The sequence below is a fragment of the Streptomyces sp. GQFP genome (assembly GCF_021545335.1).
Lineage (GTDB): Bacteria > Actinomycetota > Actinomycetes > Streptomycetales > Streptomycetaceae > Streptomyces.
Genome location: NZ_CP089312.1, coordinates 236,089 through 253,209, shown reverse-complemented (window position 1 = coordinate 253,209; position 17,121 = coordinate 236,089). Strand labels below are relative to the sequence as shown.

The following is a 17,121-nucleotide window of genomic DNA, read 5'->3' as shown; positions in this document are numbered from 1 at the left end:
ACGAATCCTGACAGACACCACTGACAACCCAGGCCCACCAAGGCTCAGCGCAAGGTCTCCGCCCAGTTCGCCGGTACCCGCCCCGCCGGCCCCGGAGCAGGCTGGTCGGCCGGGTGGCTGGCCGGGGGAGCCAGGGCCGGGCCGGATCCGGACAGTTCGCTCGTCTCGAAGTTCCAGAACCAGTTTTCGCCCGGCTCGTAACTGGCGATCACCGGATGGCCGGTCTCCCGGAAGTGGCCGGTGGCGTGCTTGGCCGGGGAGTCGTCGCAGCAGCCGATGTGACCGCACTGGGCGCAGCGCCGCAGATGGAACCACCAGCCGCCGACGGCGTCGCACTCGACGCATCCGGCACCGCTGGGCGGGACGCTGGGGTCGATTCCGGTGTCCTTGGTCATGACGGCTCCTCGGCCGGGGCGGAGTCCCCGGCTGTGTCGGTATCGGGGTCGACGGCTGTCAGAGGCAGCAGCACCTGGAAGCGCGTGTCGCCGGGGACGGACTCGACCTTCAGGTCGCCGTGGTGCTTGTTGACGACGATCCGCCAGGAGATGTCGAGCCCCAGCCCCGTGCCCTCGCCCACCGGTTTGGTGGTGAAGAACGGGTCGAAGATCCGGCCGCGGATCTCCGCCGGCACCCCCGGACCCGTGTCGCGGAACTCCACCAGCAGCCGGTCGTGCACCAGCGCCGTGCGTACGGTCAACGTCCCTTCCCCGCCGCCCTCGCCCTTGATCGCGCAGACCGCGTTGTCGATGAGGTTGGTCCACACCTGGTTCAGCTCGGCGGGGTAGGCCGGAATCCGCGGCACCGAACGGTCGTACTCCTTCACGACCTTGACCTGTGCGCCGATCTTGCCGGACAGCATCAGCAGGGTGCTGTCGAGGAGTTCGTGCACGTCGGCCACCTGGTAGGGGGCGCGGTCGAGCTGCGAGTACTGCTTGGCGGCGTCGACGAGGTGCGAGATACGGGTGGTGGAGTCCTCGATCTCCGTCATCAACAGCTCGGTCTCGACCGTGTAGTTGAGCCACCCGATGGCGTTCGGGAGCATCTCCTCGTCCACGGCCGCCGCGACCTGCTCCAGCCAGTCGACGTCGAGGCCGCCCTGCACGAAGGTCGGCGCGATCTGCCAGCCGCCCTGGACACCGTGGTCGTCGAGCCAGTCGGCGAGTTCGTCCTCCCGGTCGGACGCTTCGAGCGGGCTCAGTGGCTGCGCCTTGGCGACCCGCTCGGCCGTCCGCTCCTGGATGGCGACCAGGCTCTTCAGGGAGTCACCCTGGTAGGGGCCCGAGGCGATGATCCCGAGCTTGTGCCGCATGTGCGCGACCCGGTCCCGCAGCGACGAGGTGGCCCGTACGGCCGCCGCGGCCGGGTTGTTGAGTTCATGCGTCAGGCCGGCGGACAACGAGCCCAGCGCCAGCAGCCGTTCACGCTGCCCGATGGCCCGCTGAGTGGTCTGCGAACCGAGGAACAGCCCCTCCAGGAGATGGACCGCCATCGGGAACCACTCGTGCATGATGTCCGCGAACGAGTCGGCGGGCAGCACGAAGAACCGGGTCGGTTCCTGGACCCGCAGCGAGTTCCGGTACACCTGTGGCTTCCGGTCCCCGAGATACGCCTGCACGGCCCCCGCGTACACCCCGGTCTGGGACGTACGGCTCACCTCGACGTCGTCGCCGCCCACCCGGCGCGACATCACGACCGTGCCCTCGATCATCACGTAGAAGCAGGTGGCCGGGTCGCCCTCGGCGAACACCGGCCCGGGGTCGAACAGTTCGACCCGCCCCTCGCCGCACAGCCTGCCGAGCTGCTCGGCGGTGAGCTTCTCGAACAGGAACAGCGCGCCGATCTCCGCCGGGCTGCACGGCATCAGCCGGCCGCTCACGACTGCTCCAGATACCGGTGTACGAGCATCACGGCCATGGCTCCCTCTCCGACGGCGGACGCGACCCGCTTTGCGGACTCCGCGCGGGCGTCCCCCGCGACGAACACCCCGGGGATGTTGGTCTCCAGGTGGTACGGCGGCCGGTCCAGCTCCCAGTCCGCCGGGGGCCGCCCGTCGGCGGTCAGGTCGGGCCCGGCCCGGATGAAGCCGCGCTCGTCGCGCAGCACCGTGCCGTCCAGCCAGTCGGTCAGCGGGGCCGCGCCGATGAACACGAACAGCCACTGAGCGTCGACCAGTTCGGTCTGTCCGCTCGCCGTGTCGCGCAACGTCAGCTGCTCCAGGTGGTCGCCGCCGTGCGCGGCCTCGACGACCGTGGCGGCCCGCACCGAGATGTTCGGCGCCTCGGCGATCTGCTGGATCAGGTAGTGCGACATCGATGCGGTGAGGTCCGCCCCGCGCACCAGCAGCGTGACCGACTTGGCGCCCCTGGACAGGTACATCGCCGCCTGTCCGGCCGAGTTGGCGCCGCCGACGATGTACACGTCATGGCCCTGGCAGGCGGCGGCCTCGGTCAGCGCCGACCCGTAGAACACCCCGCAGCCCGACAGATCGGTGGCCCCAGGCGCCTCCAGCTGCCGGTACGACACCCCGGTCGCGAGGATCACGCTGTGCGCGGCGATCGCCGACCCGTCCGCGAACCGCACGAGCCGTGCCGCACCGCTGACCTCGAGTCCGGTCACCTCCCGCGCGGAGAGGATCTCGGCGCCGAACTTCGTGGCCTGCCGCCGCGCCCGGTCGGTGAGCTGGGCGCCGGACACCCCGTCCGGGAACCCCAGGTAGTTCTCGATCCGCGAACTCTGCCCGGCCTGCCCTCCGGTCGCCGACCGCTCCACCAGCACCGTCCGCAGCCCCTCCGAGGCCCCGTACACGGCCGCGCCAAGCCCTGCAGGCCCACCGCCGATGACGACCAGGTCGTAGAAGTCGGCCGTGGGCGTCGTAGCCAGCCCCACCTGCGCGGCCAGCTCCGGCACCTCGGGCTCGACGAGCGGCGTACCGTCCGGCGTGATCACGACCGGCAGCCGCTGCCCGTCCTCACCGCAGGCCGCCAGCAGCCGCTGCCCCTCGGGCTCCTCGGTGGAGTACCAGCGGTACGGCACCTGGTTGCGGGCCAGGAACTCCCGTACGTCCGACGAGCGCGCCGACCAGCGATGCCCGACCACCTTGGTGCTCGGCACCGGCCGGAAGTCACTGCACCGCCACGCCTCAAGCAGATCGTCGAGCACTGGGTAGAGCTTCTCCTCCGGCGGATCCCAGGGCTTGAGGAGGTAGTGGTCGAGGTCGACGACGTTGATCGCGTCGATCGCCGCGTTGGTGTCCGCGTACGCGGTCAGCAGCACGCGCCGCGCGCCCGGATAGACGTCCAGGGCCTGTTCGAGGAACTCGATGCCGTTCATCTGCGGCATCCGGTAGTCGGCCAGGATCACCGCCACCAGATCCCCGCGCAGCTTCAACTCCCGCAGCGCGTCCAGCGCGGACTCGCCGGACTCCGCGCGCACGATCCGGTACGACTCGCCGTAACGCCGCCGCAGGTCACGGGCGACGGCCCGGGACACTCCGGGGTCGTCGTCCACGGTCATAATGACGGTCCGCGCTGCGTCCGCGGCCTGTGCCATACGTCTCCCACCCCGAGCGGTCGGATTCACCGGGCGGCGTCACCGGTGCGGCGCGCCGCCTCCGCCCCATCGTATGTTCGACGACCCCGCTTCGCTCCGGTTCGGCTCCCCGGCGCGACCGGGTCCGCCGCGTCCACGATCACCTGTTCCCACTCCGAAGTCGGGGGCACACGGTAGGGGAGACTGGGCCCGGTACGCCCGATCACGACACGGAGGGAACCGTATGACGCGCCCGATCACGGCAGGGGTGGACGGAACGCCCGAAAGTCACGCGGCACTGGACTGGGCGGCCCGCGAGGCCGTACGCCGGAACCTCGCGCTGCGCGTGCTGCACGCCTGGCAGCTGGTGCCGGACCAGGCGTTCGGGGCCGCCTCCCGGGAGACCCACGACGCGTGGGTGCGGGAAGGGGTGGACGAGGCCGCGCGGACCGTCGCCGAACGGCATCCCGAGCTGGACGTGACCGTCGACGTGATCGAGGGCAGCACGACGCACACCCTCGCCGAGGCGGCGTCGGAATCCGAGCTGCTGGTGCTCGGCTCCCGCGGACACGGGGCCGTCGTCGGGTTCCTGCTCGGGTCCGTCGGGCAGCACGTGATCGCCGAGTCCACGCGGCCCGTCGTCCTCGTACGGGCGGAGGACCGCGCCTCCGACGAGGCCGGCGGGCGCGAGGTCGTCGTGGGGCAGCACGGCGACCCGGAGGAGAGCGCACCGGCCCTGCGGTTCGCGTTCGAGGCCGCGGCGGCTCGCGGCGCCTCCGTCCGTGCCGTACGGGCGTGGAGCCTGCCGCCGGTGTTCGCGTACAGCCCGGGCTCGCTGAAGCTCCTCGACGAGGCCGGCGGCATGGAACCGTACGAGAAGAACGCGCTCGCCGCCGCGCTGGAACCCTGGATCGAAGGCTTCCCCGACGTGCCGGTCACCCAGCACGTGGAGATGGGCAGCGCGGGCGAGGTGCTGCTGTCGGTGGCCTCGCGGGCGCAGCTGCTGGTCGTCGGGCGGCGCGCCCACCGCTCGGCCGTGGGCGCGCGGATCGGCTCGGTCGCCCACGGTGTCCTGCACCACGCGCACTGCCCGGTGGCCGTCGTCCCGCACGAGTGACTCAGTCGGGCGGCGCCGCCTCCTCGTCCGTCGGAAGGGGCAGCGACTGGCGGGCCTTGGGCAGGATGTTCGCGATGTAGTCCTTGACCGCCTCGTCCAGGCCGATGTCGTGCTGCGCCCGCTCGGACAGGTACCAGCGGTGTTCCAGGAGCTGGTGGTAGATCTCGGCCGGGTCCACGTTGCCGCGCAGTTCGCGCGGCACCTCGCGCACGGTCGGCCGGAACACCTCCCGCACCCAGCGGTGCGCGAGCACCTCGGGGCTGGCGCCGAGGGGGTCGCCCGGCTCGTAGTCGTCCTGGGTGGCCATCCAGCTCTCCAGGTCGCTGAGGAGCCGCCGCGCCTGGTTCTCCTCGGTGTCGAGCCCGGTCAGCCGCAGCAGTTGCCGCTGGTGGTGGCCCGCGTCGACGACCTTCGGTACGAAGGTCACGGTGTCGCCGTTCGAGGAGTGCTGGATCTGCATCTCGGCCACGTCGAAGCCGAGTTCGTTGAGGCGCCGGATGCGGCGCTCGATGTAGTGGTACTTGCCCGCCGGATAGACGGAGGTACGGGTCAGTTCCTGCCACAGCCGCTGGTAGCGGGCGCAGATCTCCATGCCGAACTCGATCGGGTCCACGGAGGGGTGCAGCGCCCCGGACGCCTCCAGGTCCAGCAGCTCACCGCTGATGTTGACGCGGGCGAGGTCGAGGTCGTACTCGCGCTGTCCGTCGCTGAGCTGTGGGTGCAGATCGCCGGTCTCGGCGTCGACCAGGTAGGCGGCGTACGCGCCCGCGTCGCGCCGGAAGAGGGTGTTCGACAGGGAGCAGTCTCCCCAGGCGAACCCGGCGAGGTGGAGGCGGACCAGCAGGACCGCCAGCGCGTCCATGAGGCGGTGCATGGTGGCCGGACGCATGGTCGTCTCGAACATCGAGCGGTACGGCATCGAGCCGCCGAGGTGCCGGGTGATCAGCACCGGCTCCAGGGCGTCGCCGTCCTCGTCGGTACGCCCGGTGACCACGGCCAGGGGGTCCACGGCCGGGATGCCGAGCCGGTCCAGGTCCACCAGCAGCTCGTACTCGCGCAGGGCCGGGCGCTCCGCCAGCTCCTTGACGGCGATCACCTCGTCGCCGGCGCGTGCGTAGCGCACGACGTGCCGGGAGATACCGCGCGGCAGCGGAACGAGATAGCGGTCGGGCCACTCCTCCAGAGGGAGGTGCCAGGGCAGTTCGAGCAGCAGTACGGGGTGCTCGGGGTTGGTGGCGCTGATCTGCAATGCCATGGCTTGACCGTTCTCGTTCGTTCTCGTCCCGCCGGTGATCGTCAGCTCACTCTAGAACGCCACCTTGCCGCCTTGCCGTGCCGTCTCACAGGGCCCGCTCCCGCGCCTGCCCGGCGGCCTCCCGCACGCTCCCGTGGTGCACGGGACCATGCCCGGGGAGTACGACGTCAGCCGCGAGTCCCTCCAGCAAGTCCAGCGAGGCCACGGCACGGGCGCGCTCGCGGTGGAACATGTCGGGCAGCAGTTGCGGGCCCTTGAGCCGGGACGTCGGGTGCCCGCTGACCAGCGCGTCGCCCGAGACCACGACCCCGGCGTCGGGCAGAAGGAACGCGCAGTGCCCGTCGGTGTGCCCGGGCGTGTGCACGGGCACGGGCCCGCCCGGCAGGTCGAGCACCTCCGGGAACGGCTGCGGCTCGATGACCGGCACCTGCGCCGTACCGCCGGAGCGGATCGCGTGCACCGCCCACGGCAGTACACCGGGCCGCCACCCGTTCTTCAGCACGTCCCCGACGCTCACCTGGTGCAGGAAGTCCCGCCGCGCGTGCGGCACTTCGGCCTCGTGCGTGAGCACCGGCGTGCCGTACGTGGAGCGCAGGTACTCGGCCGAGCCGATGTGGTCGTTGTGGGCGTGCGTCACGAGTATCGCCGTGACCGCCTCCGGTGAACTCCCCACCTGGGAAAGCGAGTCGAGCACCAGCTGTCGGTCGCCGGGGTACCCCGTGTCTATCAGGGTGACGGCGTCCCCCTCGCTGAGGATCACCCAGTTGGTGTTGCTTCCGTGCACGAGGTAAATGCCATCGGCGACTTGCTGGACGTCTGCCCGCATGATCTTCCCGTTCTGCTTCGCTGCCGGATGACGCACAGCAAAGCAGACGGCGCCGGAGTGGATCACCACCGGGCGGACCCCTGTTGTCCTACTGCACCCCGTGCGGCCGGAACTGGACGCTGATCCGCGGACCCGTGGCCCGCGCGCTCTTGGGTACGGCGTGCTCCCAGGTCCGCTGGCAGGAGCCGCCCATCACGATCAGGTCACCGTGCCCCAGCGGACGCCGTACCGTCTCGCCGCCGCCGCGCATCGGCCGCAGCAGCAGGTCGCGCGGTGCGCCCACGGAGAGGATCGCGACCATGGTGTCCTCCCGCGCACCACGCCCGAACCGGTCCCCGTGCCAGGCGACGCTGTCCCGTCCGTCGCGGTAGTAGCAGAGCCCGGCCGTGGTGAACGGCTCCCCGAGTTCGGCGGCGTAGTGCGCGCCGAGCGCGTCCCGCGCGCGGGCCAGCACCGGGTGCGGCAGTTCGTCCCCCTCGCCGTAGAAGGCCAGCAGCCGGGGTACGTCCACGACCTGGTCGTACATCTTGCGGCGCTCGGCCCGCCAGGGGACCTCGGCGGCCAACTGTTCGAACAGGGCGTCGGCGCCGCCGAGCCAGCCGGGCAGTTCGTCGATCCAGGCGCCGTGACCGAGCGGTGTACGGCGCATCCCGGTCAGCGCACCGAGCCGCAGCTCGTCGGTCTGGTCGAAGAGGGAACCTTGGAGGTGCGCGGTCATGGGGTCAGCGTACTCCGCTATTCGAATATGTGTTCTTATTTGCGGGTGGCGAGATCTCGTCCTTCCCGACCCCTTTGGATACATGGATGTATCGGATACATTCCCGTATCGAACGGAGGTCCGGGATGGCGGTCGAGGGAACGACAGGGCGCGTGACCAGGCGCCGGGTCCGCACGCGCGCCAATCTGCTGGAGGCCGCGTTCGTGGTGTTCGCCGCGAAGGGGTTCGGGCGGGTCTCCATCGAGGAGGTCTGCGAGGCCGCCGGCTACAGCAGAGGCGCCTTCTACTCGAACTTCGACAGCCTCGACGAGCTGTTCTTCGCCCTCTACGGGGAGCGCGCCGGTCTGATCGCCGACCAGGTCGCGGGCGCGCTCGCCCTGGACGGCCCGGACCTCGACGTGCCCGCCGCCGTCGACCGGGTCACCGAGGTCCTGCTGCTCGACCTGGACTGGCTGCTGGTCAAGACCGACTTCCTGGTCCACGCGGCCAGGTCCCCAGCCGTCGCCCAGACCCTCCTGGAACACCGCGAGCGCCTCCGGGGAGCCATCGCGGACCGGCTCGCCCGGGCCACCGGACACACCGAACTGCCCGCCGTACTAGGCGACGCCGAGGGCGCAGCCCACGCGGTGATCGCCGCGTACGACGGGGTCACGACCCAACTGCTGCTCGACAAGGACGTCGAGCACGCGCGCGTGTGGCTGGGGCAGCTGCTCACCGCACTGCTCACCCACGGCAGCGACAACCCGGCCGCGCGCAGCGGCGAATGAGAAAGGGAACGGTCGCCATGGATGCGGACGTCATCGTCGTCGGAGCCGGCCTCGCCGGACTGGTCGCGGCACACGAGCTGACCAGCAAGGGCCGGCGGGTCGCACTCGTCGACCAGGAGAACGCCGCCAACCTCGGCGGGCAGGCCTTCTGGTCCTTCGGCGGGTTGTTCCTCGTCGACTCGCCCGAGCAGCGGCGCGTCGGCATCAAGGACTCCTTCGACCTCGCCTGGAGCGACTGGCAGGGCAGCGCCCAGTTCGACCGCGTCGACGACGAGGACTCCTGGGCGGTCAAATGGGCGCGCGCCTATGTCGAGTTCGCGGCGGGGGAGAAGCGGTCCTGGCTCGCCGGGCACGGCATCTCGTTCCTGCCGACGGTCGGCTGGGCGGAGCGCGGCGACCTGCGCGCCCACGGCCACGGCAACTCCGTACCCCGTTTCCACGTCTCCTGGGGCACCGGAACGGGTGTTGTCGAGCCCTTCGTGCTCAGCGCCAAACAAGCCTCCCGCGCCGGACTCCTGACCTTCTACCACCGCCACCAGGTCGACGAACTCGTCGTCACGGACGGCGCCGTGCGCGGGGTAGGCGGCACGGTCCTCGCCGAGGACACCTCACCGCGCGGAGTGGCGTCCAACCGCGACCGGATCGGCGACTTCGAACTCACCGCCCAGGCCGTGATCGTCACCACCGGCGGCATCGGCGCCAACCACGACATCGTGCGCCAGTACTGGCCCGAACGCCTCGGCACGGCACCGGCCAACATGGTCACCGGTGTGCCCGCCTACGTCGACGGCCGCATGCTCGACATCAGCGCCGAGGCCGGCGTCCGGCTGGTCAACCGCGACCGCATGTGGCACTACACCGAGGGCATCCAGAACTGGAACCCGATCTGGCCAGGACACGGCATCCGCATCCTGCCCGGCCCGTCCTCCATGTGGTTCGACGCGCTCGGCCGCCGCCTCCCGGACCCCTGCCTGCCCGGGTACGACACCCTCGGCACCCTCAAGTACCTGCGCACCACCGAGGATCTCGCCGAGCACGACCACTCCTGGTTCATCCTCACCCAGCGGATCATCGAGAAGGAGTTCGCGCTCTCGGGCTCCGAGCAGAACCCCGACATCACGGCCAAGAACCGTAAGGCGTTCCTCAAGGAGCGCATCCTGGGTAAGGGCGCCCCCGGCCCGGTGGCCGACTTCGTGAAGCACGGCGCGGACTTCGTGGTCGCCGACAACCTCGACCAACTCATCGGGAAGATGAACGGGTTGACGGACAAGCCGCTGCTCGACACGGCCCAGGTGCGCCGCCAGATCGAGGCCCGCGACCTCCAGATCGCCAACCCGTACAGCAAGGACGCCCAGATCCAGGGAATCCGCAACTCCCGCCGCTACATCGGCGACCGGCTCGGCCGCACCGCCACCCCGCACCGCATCCTCGACCCCGAGGCCGGCCCGCTCATCGGCGTCAGACTGCACACCCTCACCCGCAAGACCCTCGGCGGCATCCAGACGGACCTCGACTCACGCGCGCTGGGCGCGACGGGCGAACCCGTCGAGGGCCTGTACGCGGCGGGCGAGGTGGCGGGCTTCGGCGGCGGTGGCGTACACGGCTACAACGCCCTGGAGGGCACCTTCCTCGGCGGCTGCCTCTTCTCGGGCCGCGCTGCGGGCCGGGCGGCGGCGCGGGCGACGGCCTAGGGTTCGGCGCCGGACGTCAGCAGCTCGACCAGTACCGAAGCATGGCTCCGCTCAAGGGACTTGGTGGCGCTCACGAGCGTCACGGGGCCCTTGGCGGCCAGTTCGCGCAGCGCGTCGAGGGGCTCGGCCGCCTCAGGTGCGGCCAGCTCCGCCTCGTACCGGCGCCGGAACTCCTCGTACGCGTCGGCTTCCTGGGCGTGGTACCAGCGGCGCAGCTCGGTCGACGGGGTGAGCGCCTTCGGCCACTCGTCGACTTGCGCCGCGTCCTTGGACAGGCCGCGCGGCCACAGCCGGTCGACCAGGACGCGTACGCCGTCGTCCGGCTCGGGAGGGTCGTAGACGCGGCGGACACGGACGGTCACGAGCGGCCTCCGGCTGGGAGATACGGGTGCACTGGCCGAAAGAATGATGCGGTCGGTCGCCGGGGCTCGCAACTTGACCAAAAGGGGGAGGATTCCGTGCGGTGGCGCCTCTAGGGTGAAAAGCCTGAAGATGATCAGACCCAACACCGTAGGAGCTGGCGTGAGACCCCCCAGGAAGTACTCCGGCACACGCACCGCGGTCCTCCGCCGGGACGCGGTCCTCGCGACCGTGCCCGTCGCCCTCGCGGCCCTGCTGGCCGCCGCCGGACCGGCGGGAGCCGCGACGACCGGCAGCTCCGGTGTCGGGGACCCGTACTTCCCGCTGTCCGGAAACGGCGGCTATCACGTCGGCCACTACGACCTGAACCTCCGCTACGACCCCACCAGCCGCCGCCTCGACGGCAAGGCCGTGCTCACCGTCCGCGCCACCCAGAAGCTGACCCGCTTCAACCTCGACCTCAGCGGCCTGAAGGTCACCGCCCTCACCGTCGACCGCGTCAAGGCGGGATTCCGGCGCTCCGGGCAGGAACTGATCGTCAGCCCGCGCCGCGCCCTGAACAAGAACCAGACCTTCCAGGTCGCCGTCACCTACAGCGGTGTCCCCAAGGCGGTCATCGACCCGGACGGCTCGAAGGACGGCTGGATCGCCACCGACGACGGAGTGTTCGTCGCGGGGGAGCCGCAGGGCTCCATGAGCTGGTTCCCCGGCAACAACCACCCCAAGGACAAGTCCTCGTACGACTTCACGATCACCGTCCCCCAGGGGCGCACCGCGGTCGCCAACGGCGTCTTCCTGGGCCAGAAGACCGCCGGCGGCAAAACCACCTTCCGCTGGCGCCAGTCCGAGCCGATGGCCGCCTACCTGGCCACGGCCACGGTCGGGAAGTTCAAGGTCGAGCAGTACACCACCCGGAGCGGCATCAAGGTCTACAACGCCGTCGACCCCCGCGAGGCCGCTGCCGCCGCTCCCGTACTGAAGAAACTGCCGTCCGTCCTGGAGTGGGAGGCCAAGCTCTTCGGCCCCTACCCGTACAAGGCCGCCGGATCCATCGTCGACCGCGCCCCACAGGTCGGCTTCGCGCTCGAGACACAGACCCGTCCCGTGTACGACCAGGCACCCGACCTGAGCACCCTCGTCCACGAGAGCGCACACCAGTGGTTCGGCGACTCCGTCACGCTCACCAGCTGGAAGGACATCTGGCTCAACGAGGGCTTCGCGACCTACACGGAGTGGCTGTACGCGGAACAGCACGGCGGCCCGAGCGCCCAGAAGACCTTCGACGGCCTGTACGCCACGGCCGCGAGCGACGACCTGTGGTCCTTCCCGCCCGCCGACCCGGGCAGCGGCGCGAACATCTTCGGCAGTCCCGTCTACCAGCGCGGCGCCATGGCCCTGCACAAGCTCCGCCAAGCGGTCGGTGACACGGCGTTCCTCAAGATCCTGCGCACCTGGGCCGCACAGCACCGCAACGGTCACGGTACGACCGCCCAGTTCACCGCCCTCGCCGAGCACGTCTCCGGCAAGGACCTGGACTCGCTGTTCAAGACCTGGATCGGCACGAAGGGCAAGCCGTCCGCTCCCTAGGGCTCCTGCCTCCCCGGGTTCCGGCCCGGGGAGGGCACCTCACTGCTCGCGCATGCCCCACGGCGAGCCGTACGCCTCCAGCAGGTCCAGGAAGGGGCGGGCCGGGAACGCCTCCGGGCCGAGGACTCCCGAGCCGGTCCAGGCGCCGGTGGCGACGAGTTCCAGGGCGACGACCGGATTGACGGCCGTCTGCCACACCACCGCCTGGGAGCCGTACTCCGCCATGGACCACTGGTTGTCGACCACGTGGTACAGGTACACCTCGCGCGGCGCCCCGTCCTTCGTGCCCTTGACCCACGTCCCCGCACAGGTCTTGCCGTGCATGCGCTCGCCCAGCGTCGCCGGGTCGGGCAGACACGCGGCGACGACGTCCCGGGGCGACACGGCGACCGGTCCTGAGGTGCTCGGGACGGTCACGGGGTCGGTGCGGTCCAGGCCGAGCAGGTGCAGTGTCTTGAGGGTCTGGATGAACTCGTCGCCCAGGCCGTACTTGAAGGTGACGCGGCGCGCGTCGATCCAGCGCGGCACGAGCAGCACCTCCTCGTGCTCCACGTTCACGCACTCCACCGGGCCGATGCCCTCGGGGAAGTCGAACACCTCCGGCTCGCTGAAGGGCTCCGTGGTGAACCAGCCCCGGCCGGACTCGTAGACGACCGGCGGGTTGAGGCACTCCTCGATCGTCGTCCAGATGCTGAAGGACGGCGCGAAGTCGTAGCCGTCGACGGTGAGGTTCGCTCCGTCGCGGATGCCGATCTCCTCGATCTCGTCGAAGAGTTCGTCGGCGGCGTGCCGGGCGAACACATCGGACATGCCCGGCTCCACGCCCATCCCGACGATGGCCAGCGCACCCGCCTTCGCCCACTCGTCCGCCGCCGCGAACTGCTCGTCGCCGAGCTTCACCCCGCACACCTCGTACGGCCGCTCGGCATCCGGACGCGACAAGGACATCGCCATGTCGACATAGGTGGCCCCGGCGGCGCGGGCCGCGCGGAACAGCGGCATCACGAAGCGCGGGTCCGTCGCGTTGAGCAGCACATCGCACCCGTGCCGGGCCAGCAGCTCCGCCACCGCGCCCTCGTCGGACGCGTCGACCCGCTCCGCCACGAACCGGTCCCCGTCCCCGAGCGCCGTGACCGCCGCCTCGGCCCGCGCCGGGTCGTAGTCGGCCACGACCATCCGGTCGAAGAAGGAGCGCCGGGCGGCGATCCGGGTGATCGCGGTCCCCACCCCGCCGGCGCCCACGAGCAGCACACGCATGGCAAAACTCCCTGTTTACGAAGGATTCGAAGGATCAGGTGGTTACGGCGGTTCCGATGCCGTTGTCCGCCGATCCAACGCCCTGCCGTCGTCTAAGGTCAATGGCGTTGGCATAAGACCCCGCGAACGGACCACGAACGAACCACGGAGGCGAGCGACCATGCCGAAACCGGTGGTACCGGAGGAGAAACGACGGCGCCGCCGCCCCACCAGAAGCGGCACCGTGCTGTCCGAGCGGCTGATCGTCGACACCGCCCTGCGCATGCTCCGCGAACACGGCAGCGCCGGCCTCACCGCCCGCCGCCTCGGCCTCGCCCTGGACGCCGACCCCAGCACCCTCTACCGCTACTTCCGCGGCATGGACGACCTGACCCTCGCCATCGGCGACGCCCTCATCGGCCAGGCACTCCACGGCTGGCAGCCCACGGGGGAGTGGCTGCCGGACCTGCGGGCCATCGGGCTGCGCATCCACGCCGTGTACGTCGGCCATCCGCAGGCCGCCGTCCTGACTGCCAGCCGGGTCACGGGCCGCGCCAACGAACTGGCCGCCGACGAGGCCATCCTCGACGTCCTGCGCACGGCCGGCTTCCCGCTGCCGGAGACCGTACGGATCTACCACGCCTTCATCGACCAGACGCTGGCCTTCGCCGCCCTCGACGCCGCCTCCCTGGCCCTGCCGCGCGCCAGCCTCACCGCCGACGAGGACATGTGGCGCTCGACCTACGCCCGCCTGCCCCGCAGCACCCACCCGCGCATCGCCGAGGCGGCCCCGCTGCTGGCCGCCCGCATGGTCGCCAGCGCCTATCCGACCGCCCTCGACATGCTGCTGGACAGCGCCGCCCGGACGCTCGCCGCGGAAGACCCCGGCAGCCCCTGCGGGACCTGTGATATTGAAAGCTGAGCCGATTGGATGTAACTAGCAACCAGGACATCAGTGGACCCCAGCGAGAGCAGTACCGGCAGCGACGAGGACTCCCAGCCGAAGACCCCGACGGCCGAGCCCCGTCCGGCCGGACGCCGCTGGGCCATGGACACCCGGCCCCTGCGCCGCCCCGCCTACCGCCGCCTGTGGTCCTCGACCGCCGTCACCGCCGTCGGCAGCCAGCTCACCGCCGTCGCCGTGCCCAAACAGATCTACGACATCACCGGCTCCTCCGCCTGGGTCGGCTACGCGAGCCTCGCCGGACTCCTGCCCCTGGTCGTGTTCGCCCTGTGGGGCGGCGCGGTCGCCGACAGCATGGACCGCCGCAAGCTCCTGCTGATCACCAACGCCGGCATCGCCGTCACGTCGCTGCTGTTCTGGATCCAGGCACTCGTCGGCCTCGACTCGGTGGCGACCCTGATGGTCCTGCTCGCCCTCCAGCAGGCATTCTTCGGCCTGAACTCACCGGCCCGCAGCGCCGTCGTCGCCCAGCTGGTCCCGCAGGAGGAACTCGCCGCCGCCAACGCCCTCGGCACGACCGTCATGCAGACCGGCCTGGTCGCGGGACCGCTGCTCGCCGGCACCCTCATACCCGTCGTCGGCCTCGCCGAGCTGTATCTGATCGACGCGCTCGCCCTCTGCGTCACCCTGTGGTCCGTCGTACGGCTCCCCGCACTCCCGCCGGGCCCTGCGGCCTCCCGGAAGGCGGGCGCACGGGAGGTCCTGGCCGGATTCCGCTACATCGCCCTGCACACGGTGCTCCTGCTGTCCTTCCTCGCGGACATCGTCGCCATGGTCTTCGGCATGCCCCGCGCCCTGTTCCCACAGCTCGCCGCCCAGACGTACGCCCCTTACGGGGAGGGACTCGCCCTCGGGCTGATGTTCGCGGCGATCCCCGTGGGCGCGGTGGTCGGCGGCCTGTTCTCCGGCACCTTCTCGCGGGCGCGGCGGCACGGCTGGATGGTGATCGGGGCGGTCGTCGCGTGGGGTCTGGCGATCACGGGCTTCGGGCTGAGCACCAGCCTGTGGGTGGCGGTGGCGTTCCTGGTCGCCGCCGGGGTCGCCGACATGGTCTCCAGCGTCTTCCGGGTGGCGATCCTGCTGTCGGCGGCGACCGACGAGATGCGCGGCCGGATGCAGGGTGTCTTCACGGTGGTCGTCGTGGGCGGTCCCCGTCTGGCCGACCTGCTGCACGGCACCACGGCATCCGCCCTGGGCACCCGCACGGCCGTCGCCGGCGGCGGACTCCTGGTCGTCGCCGTCACCCTGGCCCTGGCGGCCGCGATGCCGGCGCTGCGCCGCTACCGCGTCTGAGCACCGGACCGGCACTGTCTACCCGGTGGCACGCTTGTGCAGGGAGTAGTGGTCCATCAGCTTGCCCCGGGTCAGCTCCAGCCGGTAGGCGAGGATCTCGGCGATGATCCGGACCAGCTGCAGCCCGAGGGCCGGTTCCTCGTCGCAGAGCCTGAGCACCGCCTCGGCGTCGAACTCGTACGCGCGTACGGGACTGAAGGCCTCGGCACCGAAGTCCCACTGATGGGGCGGGAAGAGCCAGGACCAGCCGAGCAGATCGCCCGCCCCGAGGCTCGCCACGGTCACCCGCTGCACCGGCGTCACCTGCTGGACCAGGGAGACCGCGCCGGAGCGGACGACCCAGAAACGGTCGGCGGTGCCGCCCGCCTCGAAGATCGTGTGGTCCTCGGGAAAGGACACCTCGGTCGCGAGCGCCAGCAGCCGCTCACGGCGGGGCGGGGGAAGGGCGGACAGCAGCTTTGTCGCTTTGGTCATGAGCAGGGCTCCTCGCCGGCGATCTGGATGCTTCCCCTACCCCCATTTGAGCCGTTGCGGACGCCTCGGGCACCTCGACGACGGGAACAAGACCGATTTTTGACATGAGAAGGCCCTGGCTGGACGGGGGAGACCAGCCAGGGCCGTAGGTGGTGGCACGCGGAGGGCGGTCGCCTCTCGGCGAAAGGCTCCATGGGGCTTCAGCCGAACGATCTTCCCCATGGGCTATAGGTGAGGCCCGGGGACACTGTCCCCTCCGCAGCCACGTAGGTAAGAACGGCCGACCTCCCCGGGTTGTTCCGCATCGGCCCCGAAGTGGAGCGTGATCCACATCACGTCGGGTTTCGGGGGATGAACAGGGGTGTCCGGGGGTGCTCAGCCCTCCGACGCCTGCGCGATCAGGGTCTGCAGATGCAGGCCCCGACGGGCGTCCAGCTCGCCGGAGACTCCGGTGCGTACGGCGGTCGCGAACTCGCGGCGCAGCACCGGCCAGCTCTCCTCGTGGTCGAGGTCGGTGCTGTCGAACACCAACTCCGGGCCGGAACCGAAGAGTTCGAGGCGGGAGACGCCCCGTTCGACGTTCACCGAACCGGACAGGGAGGCCTGGCTGACCGCGCCGTTCTCGTGCTCACAGGTCAGTTCGATCCAGCGGCGCGGATCCCCTGCCCCGCGCACCCGGACGATCCGCCCCACGGCCGCGTCGAGCAGATCGAGGGCATGCGGCCCGAGATCGAGCAGCGCGCCGTGTTCGAGCCGCCAGGGGGTGGAGAACGCGCCGCCCAGGAAGGCCCCGTTCAGAATGGCCGCCCGCGCGCCGAACACGTCCGCCTCGCCCGCCGCTTCCAGGAACCGGCGGGTCTCGGGGTGGTAGCGGTTGGTCAGGGTGACCTGGGAGACGACCCCGGCCTCGTCGATCGCATCGACCAGTCGCCGGGCTGCCCCGAGGTCCTCCGCGATCGGCTTCTCCAGCAGCAGTGCCTTGCCCGCCTTCGCGGCGCGCAGGGCAAGCTCGGCCTGTACGGCGGGCGGCACGGCGAACGCCAACGCCTCGCAGGAGCCGAGCAGTTCCTCGAACCGGGCGGCGACCGGCGCCCCGTACGGAGCCGCCGTCTCCTCGGCGGCCTCGGGGCGGCGCGCCCAGACCCCGGCCAGCTCGGTCTCGGGCCCGGCGGCCAGCACACGCGCGTACACCCCCTGCGCCCAGGGTCCGGCGCCGACGAGCCCGACCTTGACGGGCGGATGCGACCACGGTGCGGCGGTACTGGTCACGACAGGGTCCAATCCGTACGGGAGGGGCCGATACGG

Annotated in this window: 16 protein-coding genes; 6 read left to right on the top strand and 10 right to left on the bottom strand. The window is 70.9% G+C overall.

The genetic code is table 11. From position 1 onward, the window contains the following. Positions 1–44: 44 nt before the first annotated feature. The 3 genes from LUX31_RS01225 to LUX31_RS01215 are packed head-to-tail and all read right to left on the bottom strand — an operon-like array spanning position 45 to position 3,549. A complete protein-coding gene (locus LUX31_RS01225) occupies positions 45–395 on the bottom strand; it encodes a UBP-type zinc finger domain-containing protein (protein ID WP_235472638.1) in 351 nt (116 codons plus the stop codon). Further along, complete coding sequence (locus LUX31_RS01220; RefSeq protein WP_235472637.1) at positions 392–1,876, bottom strand: ATP-binding protein; 1,485 nt, start codon at positions 1,874–1,876, stop codon at positions 392–394. Before LUX31_RS01220 ends, LUX31_RS01225 begins: the two co-directional genes overlap by 4 nt. Beyond that, positions 1,873–3,549, bottom strand: a complete 1,677-nt coding sequence (locus LUX31_RS01215; RefSeq protein ID WP_235472636.1) for an FAD-dependent oxidoreductase — start codon at positions 3,547–3,549, stop codon at positions 1,873–1,875. Before LUX31_RS01215 ends, LUX31_RS01220 begins: the two co-directional genes overlap by 4 nt. 223 nt (positions 3,550–3,772) lie before the next feature. Here LUX31_RS01215 and LUX31_RS01210 point away from each other — a divergent pair, with 223 nt between their 5' ends. Beyond that, positions 3,773–4,645 (top strand): universal stress protein, encoded by an 873-nt coding sequence (locus LUX31_RS01210; RefSeq protein ID WP_235472635.1) that lies wholly within the window; start codon positions 3,773–3,775, stop codon positions 4,643–4,645. A gap of 1 nt (position 4,646) precedes the next feature. On the opposite strand, the gene LUX31_RS01205 is transcribed toward LUX31_RS01210, so the two are convergent. From LUX31_RS01205 to LUX31_RS01195, 3 genes are all read right to left on the bottom strand, one after another. Continuing rightward, a complete protein-coding gene (locus LUX31_RS01205; RefSeq protein ID WP_235472634.1) occupies positions 4,647–5,900 on the bottom strand; it encodes a DUF4032 domain-containing protein in 1,254 nt (417 codons plus the stop codon). A gap of 85 nt (positions 5,901–5,985) precedes the next feature. Beyond that, entirely contained in the window at positions 5,986–6,726 is a 741-nt protein-coding gene (locus LUX31_RS01200; protein WP_235479756.1) for an MBL fold metallo-hydrolase, read from the bottom strand. 88 nt (positions 6,727–6,814) lie between these two features. Beyond that, a complete protein-coding gene (locus LUX31_RS01195; protein WP_235472633.1) occupies positions 6,815–7,444 on the bottom strand; it encodes an alpha-ketoglutarate-dependent dioxygenase AlkB in 630 nt (209 codons plus the stop codon). Between the two features lie 125 nt (positions 7,445–7,569). Between LUX31_RS01195 and LUX31_RS01190 the strand changes: the two genes are divergently transcribed. Together LUX31_RS01190 and LUX31_RS01185 are read left to right on the top strand one after the other, a co-directional pair. Then, positions 7,570–8,211 carry a TetR/AcrR family transcriptional regulator gene (locus LUX31_RS01190; protein ID WP_235472632.1) on the top strand — a complete coding sequence of 214 codons (642 nt, stop codon included), beginning with the start codon at positions 7,570–7,572 and terminating at the stop codon, positions 8,209–8,211. A gap of 17 nt (positions 8,212–8,228) precedes the next feature. Beyond that, positions 8,229–9,902: an FAD-binding dehydrogenase gene (locus tag LUX31_RS01185; protein ID WP_235472631.1), complete on the top strand. Its 1,674-nt coding sequence runs from the start codon at positions 8,229–8,231 to the stop codon at positions 9,900–9,902. Here LUX31_RS01185 and LUX31_RS01180 read toward each other — a convergent pair. Beyond that, a complete protein-coding gene (locus LUX31_RS01180) occupies positions 9,899–10,264 on the bottom strand; it encodes a DUF488 domain-containing protein (RefSeq protein WP_235472630.1) in 366 nt (121 codons plus the stop codon). The two genes, LUX31_RS01185 and LUX31_RS01180, sit on opposite strands and share 4 nt — an antisense overlap. 160 nt (positions 10,265–10,424) lie before the next feature. On the opposite strand from LUX31_RS01180, the gene LUX31_RS01175 reads away from it, so the two are divergent. After that, a complete protein-coding gene (locus LUX31_RS01175; protein WP_235472629.1) occupies positions 10,425–11,849 on the top strand; it encodes a M1 family metallopeptidase in 1,425 nt (474 codons plus the stop codon). A 39-nt stretch (positions 11,850–11,888) separates the two neighbouring features. On the opposite strand, the gene LUX31_RS01170 is transcribed toward LUX31_RS01175, so the two are convergent. Beyond that, the gene (locus tag LUX31_RS01170; protein WP_235472628.1) at positions 11,889–13,106 is read right to left on the bottom strand and encodes a saccharopine dehydrogenase family protein; all 1,218 of its coding nucleotides are present in this window, start codon (positions 13,104–13,106) and stop codon (positions 11,889–11,891) included. Between the two features lie 160 nt (positions 13,107–13,266). Here LUX31_RS01170 and LUX31_RS01165 point away from each other — a divergent pair, with 160 nt between their 5' ends. Next, complete coding sequence (locus LUX31_RS01165; RefSeq protein ID WP_235472627.1) at positions 13,267–14,007, top strand: TetR/AcrR family transcriptional regulator; 741 nt, start codon at positions 13,267–13,269, stop codon at positions 14,005–14,007. Between the two features lie 33 nt (positions 14,008–14,040). Next, positions 14,041–15,342: an MFS transporter gene (locus LUX31_RS01160; RefSeq protein ID WP_235472626.1), complete on the top strand. Its 1,302-nt coding sequence runs from the start codon at positions 14,041–14,043 to the stop codon at positions 15,340–15,342. Between the two features lie 18 nt (positions 15,343–15,360). Here LUX31_RS01160 and LUX31_RS01155 read toward each other — a convergent pair whose 3' ends face one another. Both LUX31_RS01155 and LUX31_RS01150 read right to left on the bottom strand, forming a co-directional pair. Further along, positions 15,361–15,816 (bottom strand): cyclic nucleotide-binding domain-containing protein, encoded by a 456-nt coding sequence (locus tag LUX31_RS01155; RefSeq protein WP_235472625.1) that lies wholly within the window; start codon positions 15,814–15,816, stop codon positions 15,361–15,363. Positions 15,817–16,191: 375 nt separating this feature from the next. Next, positions 16,192–17,085 (bottom strand): Gfo/Idh/MocA family protein, encoded by an 894-nt coding sequence (locus tag LUX31_RS01150; protein WP_235472624.1) that lies wholly within the window; start codon positions 17,083–17,085, stop codon positions 16,192–16,194. Positions 17,086–17,121: the final 36 nt, after the last annotated feature.

Excerpts from the sequence above, each read along its gene's own strand:
- LUX31_RS01225 (WP_235472638.1), bottom strand. The coding sequence starts at position 395 with ATGACCAAGGACACCGGAATCGACCCCAGCGTCCCGCCCAGCGGTGCC.
- LUX31_RS01215 (WP_235472636.1), bottom strand. The coding sequence starts at position 3,549 with ATGGCACAGGCCGCGGACGCAGCGCGGACCGTCATTATGACCGTGGAC.
- LUX31_RS01210 (WP_235472635.1), top strand. The coding sequence starts at position 3,773 with ATGACGCGCCCGATCACGGCAGGGGTGGACGGAACGCCCGAAAGTCAC.
- LUX31_RS01205 (WP_235472634.1), bottom strand. The coding sequence starts at position 5,900 with ATGGCATTGCAGATCAGCGCCACCAACCCCGAGCACCCCGTACTGCTG.
- LUX31_RS01200 (WP_235479756.1), bottom strand. The coding sequence starts at position 6,726 with ATGCGGGCAGACGTCCAGCAAGTCGCCGATGGCATTTACCTCGTGCAC.
- LUX31_RS01195 (WP_235472633.1), bottom strand. The coding sequence starts at position 7,444 with ATGACCGCGCACCTCCAAGGTTCCCTCTTCGACCAGACCGACGAGCTG.
- LUX31_RS01190 (WP_235472632.1), top strand. The coding sequence starts at position 7,570 with ATGGCGGTCGAGGGAACGACAGGGCGCGTGACCAGGCGCCGGGTCCGC.
- LUX31_RS01185 (WP_235472631.1), top strand. The coding sequence starts at position 8,229 with ATGGATGCGGACGTCATCGTCGTCGGAGCCGGCCTCGCCGGACTGGTC.
- LUX31_RS01170 (WP_235472628.1), bottom strand. The coding sequence starts at position 13,106 with ATGCGTGTGCTGCTCGTGGGCGCCGGCGGGGTGGGGACCGCGATCACC.
- LUX31_RS01165 (WP_235472627.1), top strand. The coding sequence starts at position 13,267 with ATGCCGAAACCGGTGGTACCGGAGGAGAAACGACGGCGCCGCCGCCCC.
- LUX31_RS01155 (WP_235472625.1), bottom strand. The coding sequence starts at position 15,816 with ATGACCAAAGCGACAAAGCTGCTGTCCGCCCTTCCCCCGCCCCGCCGT.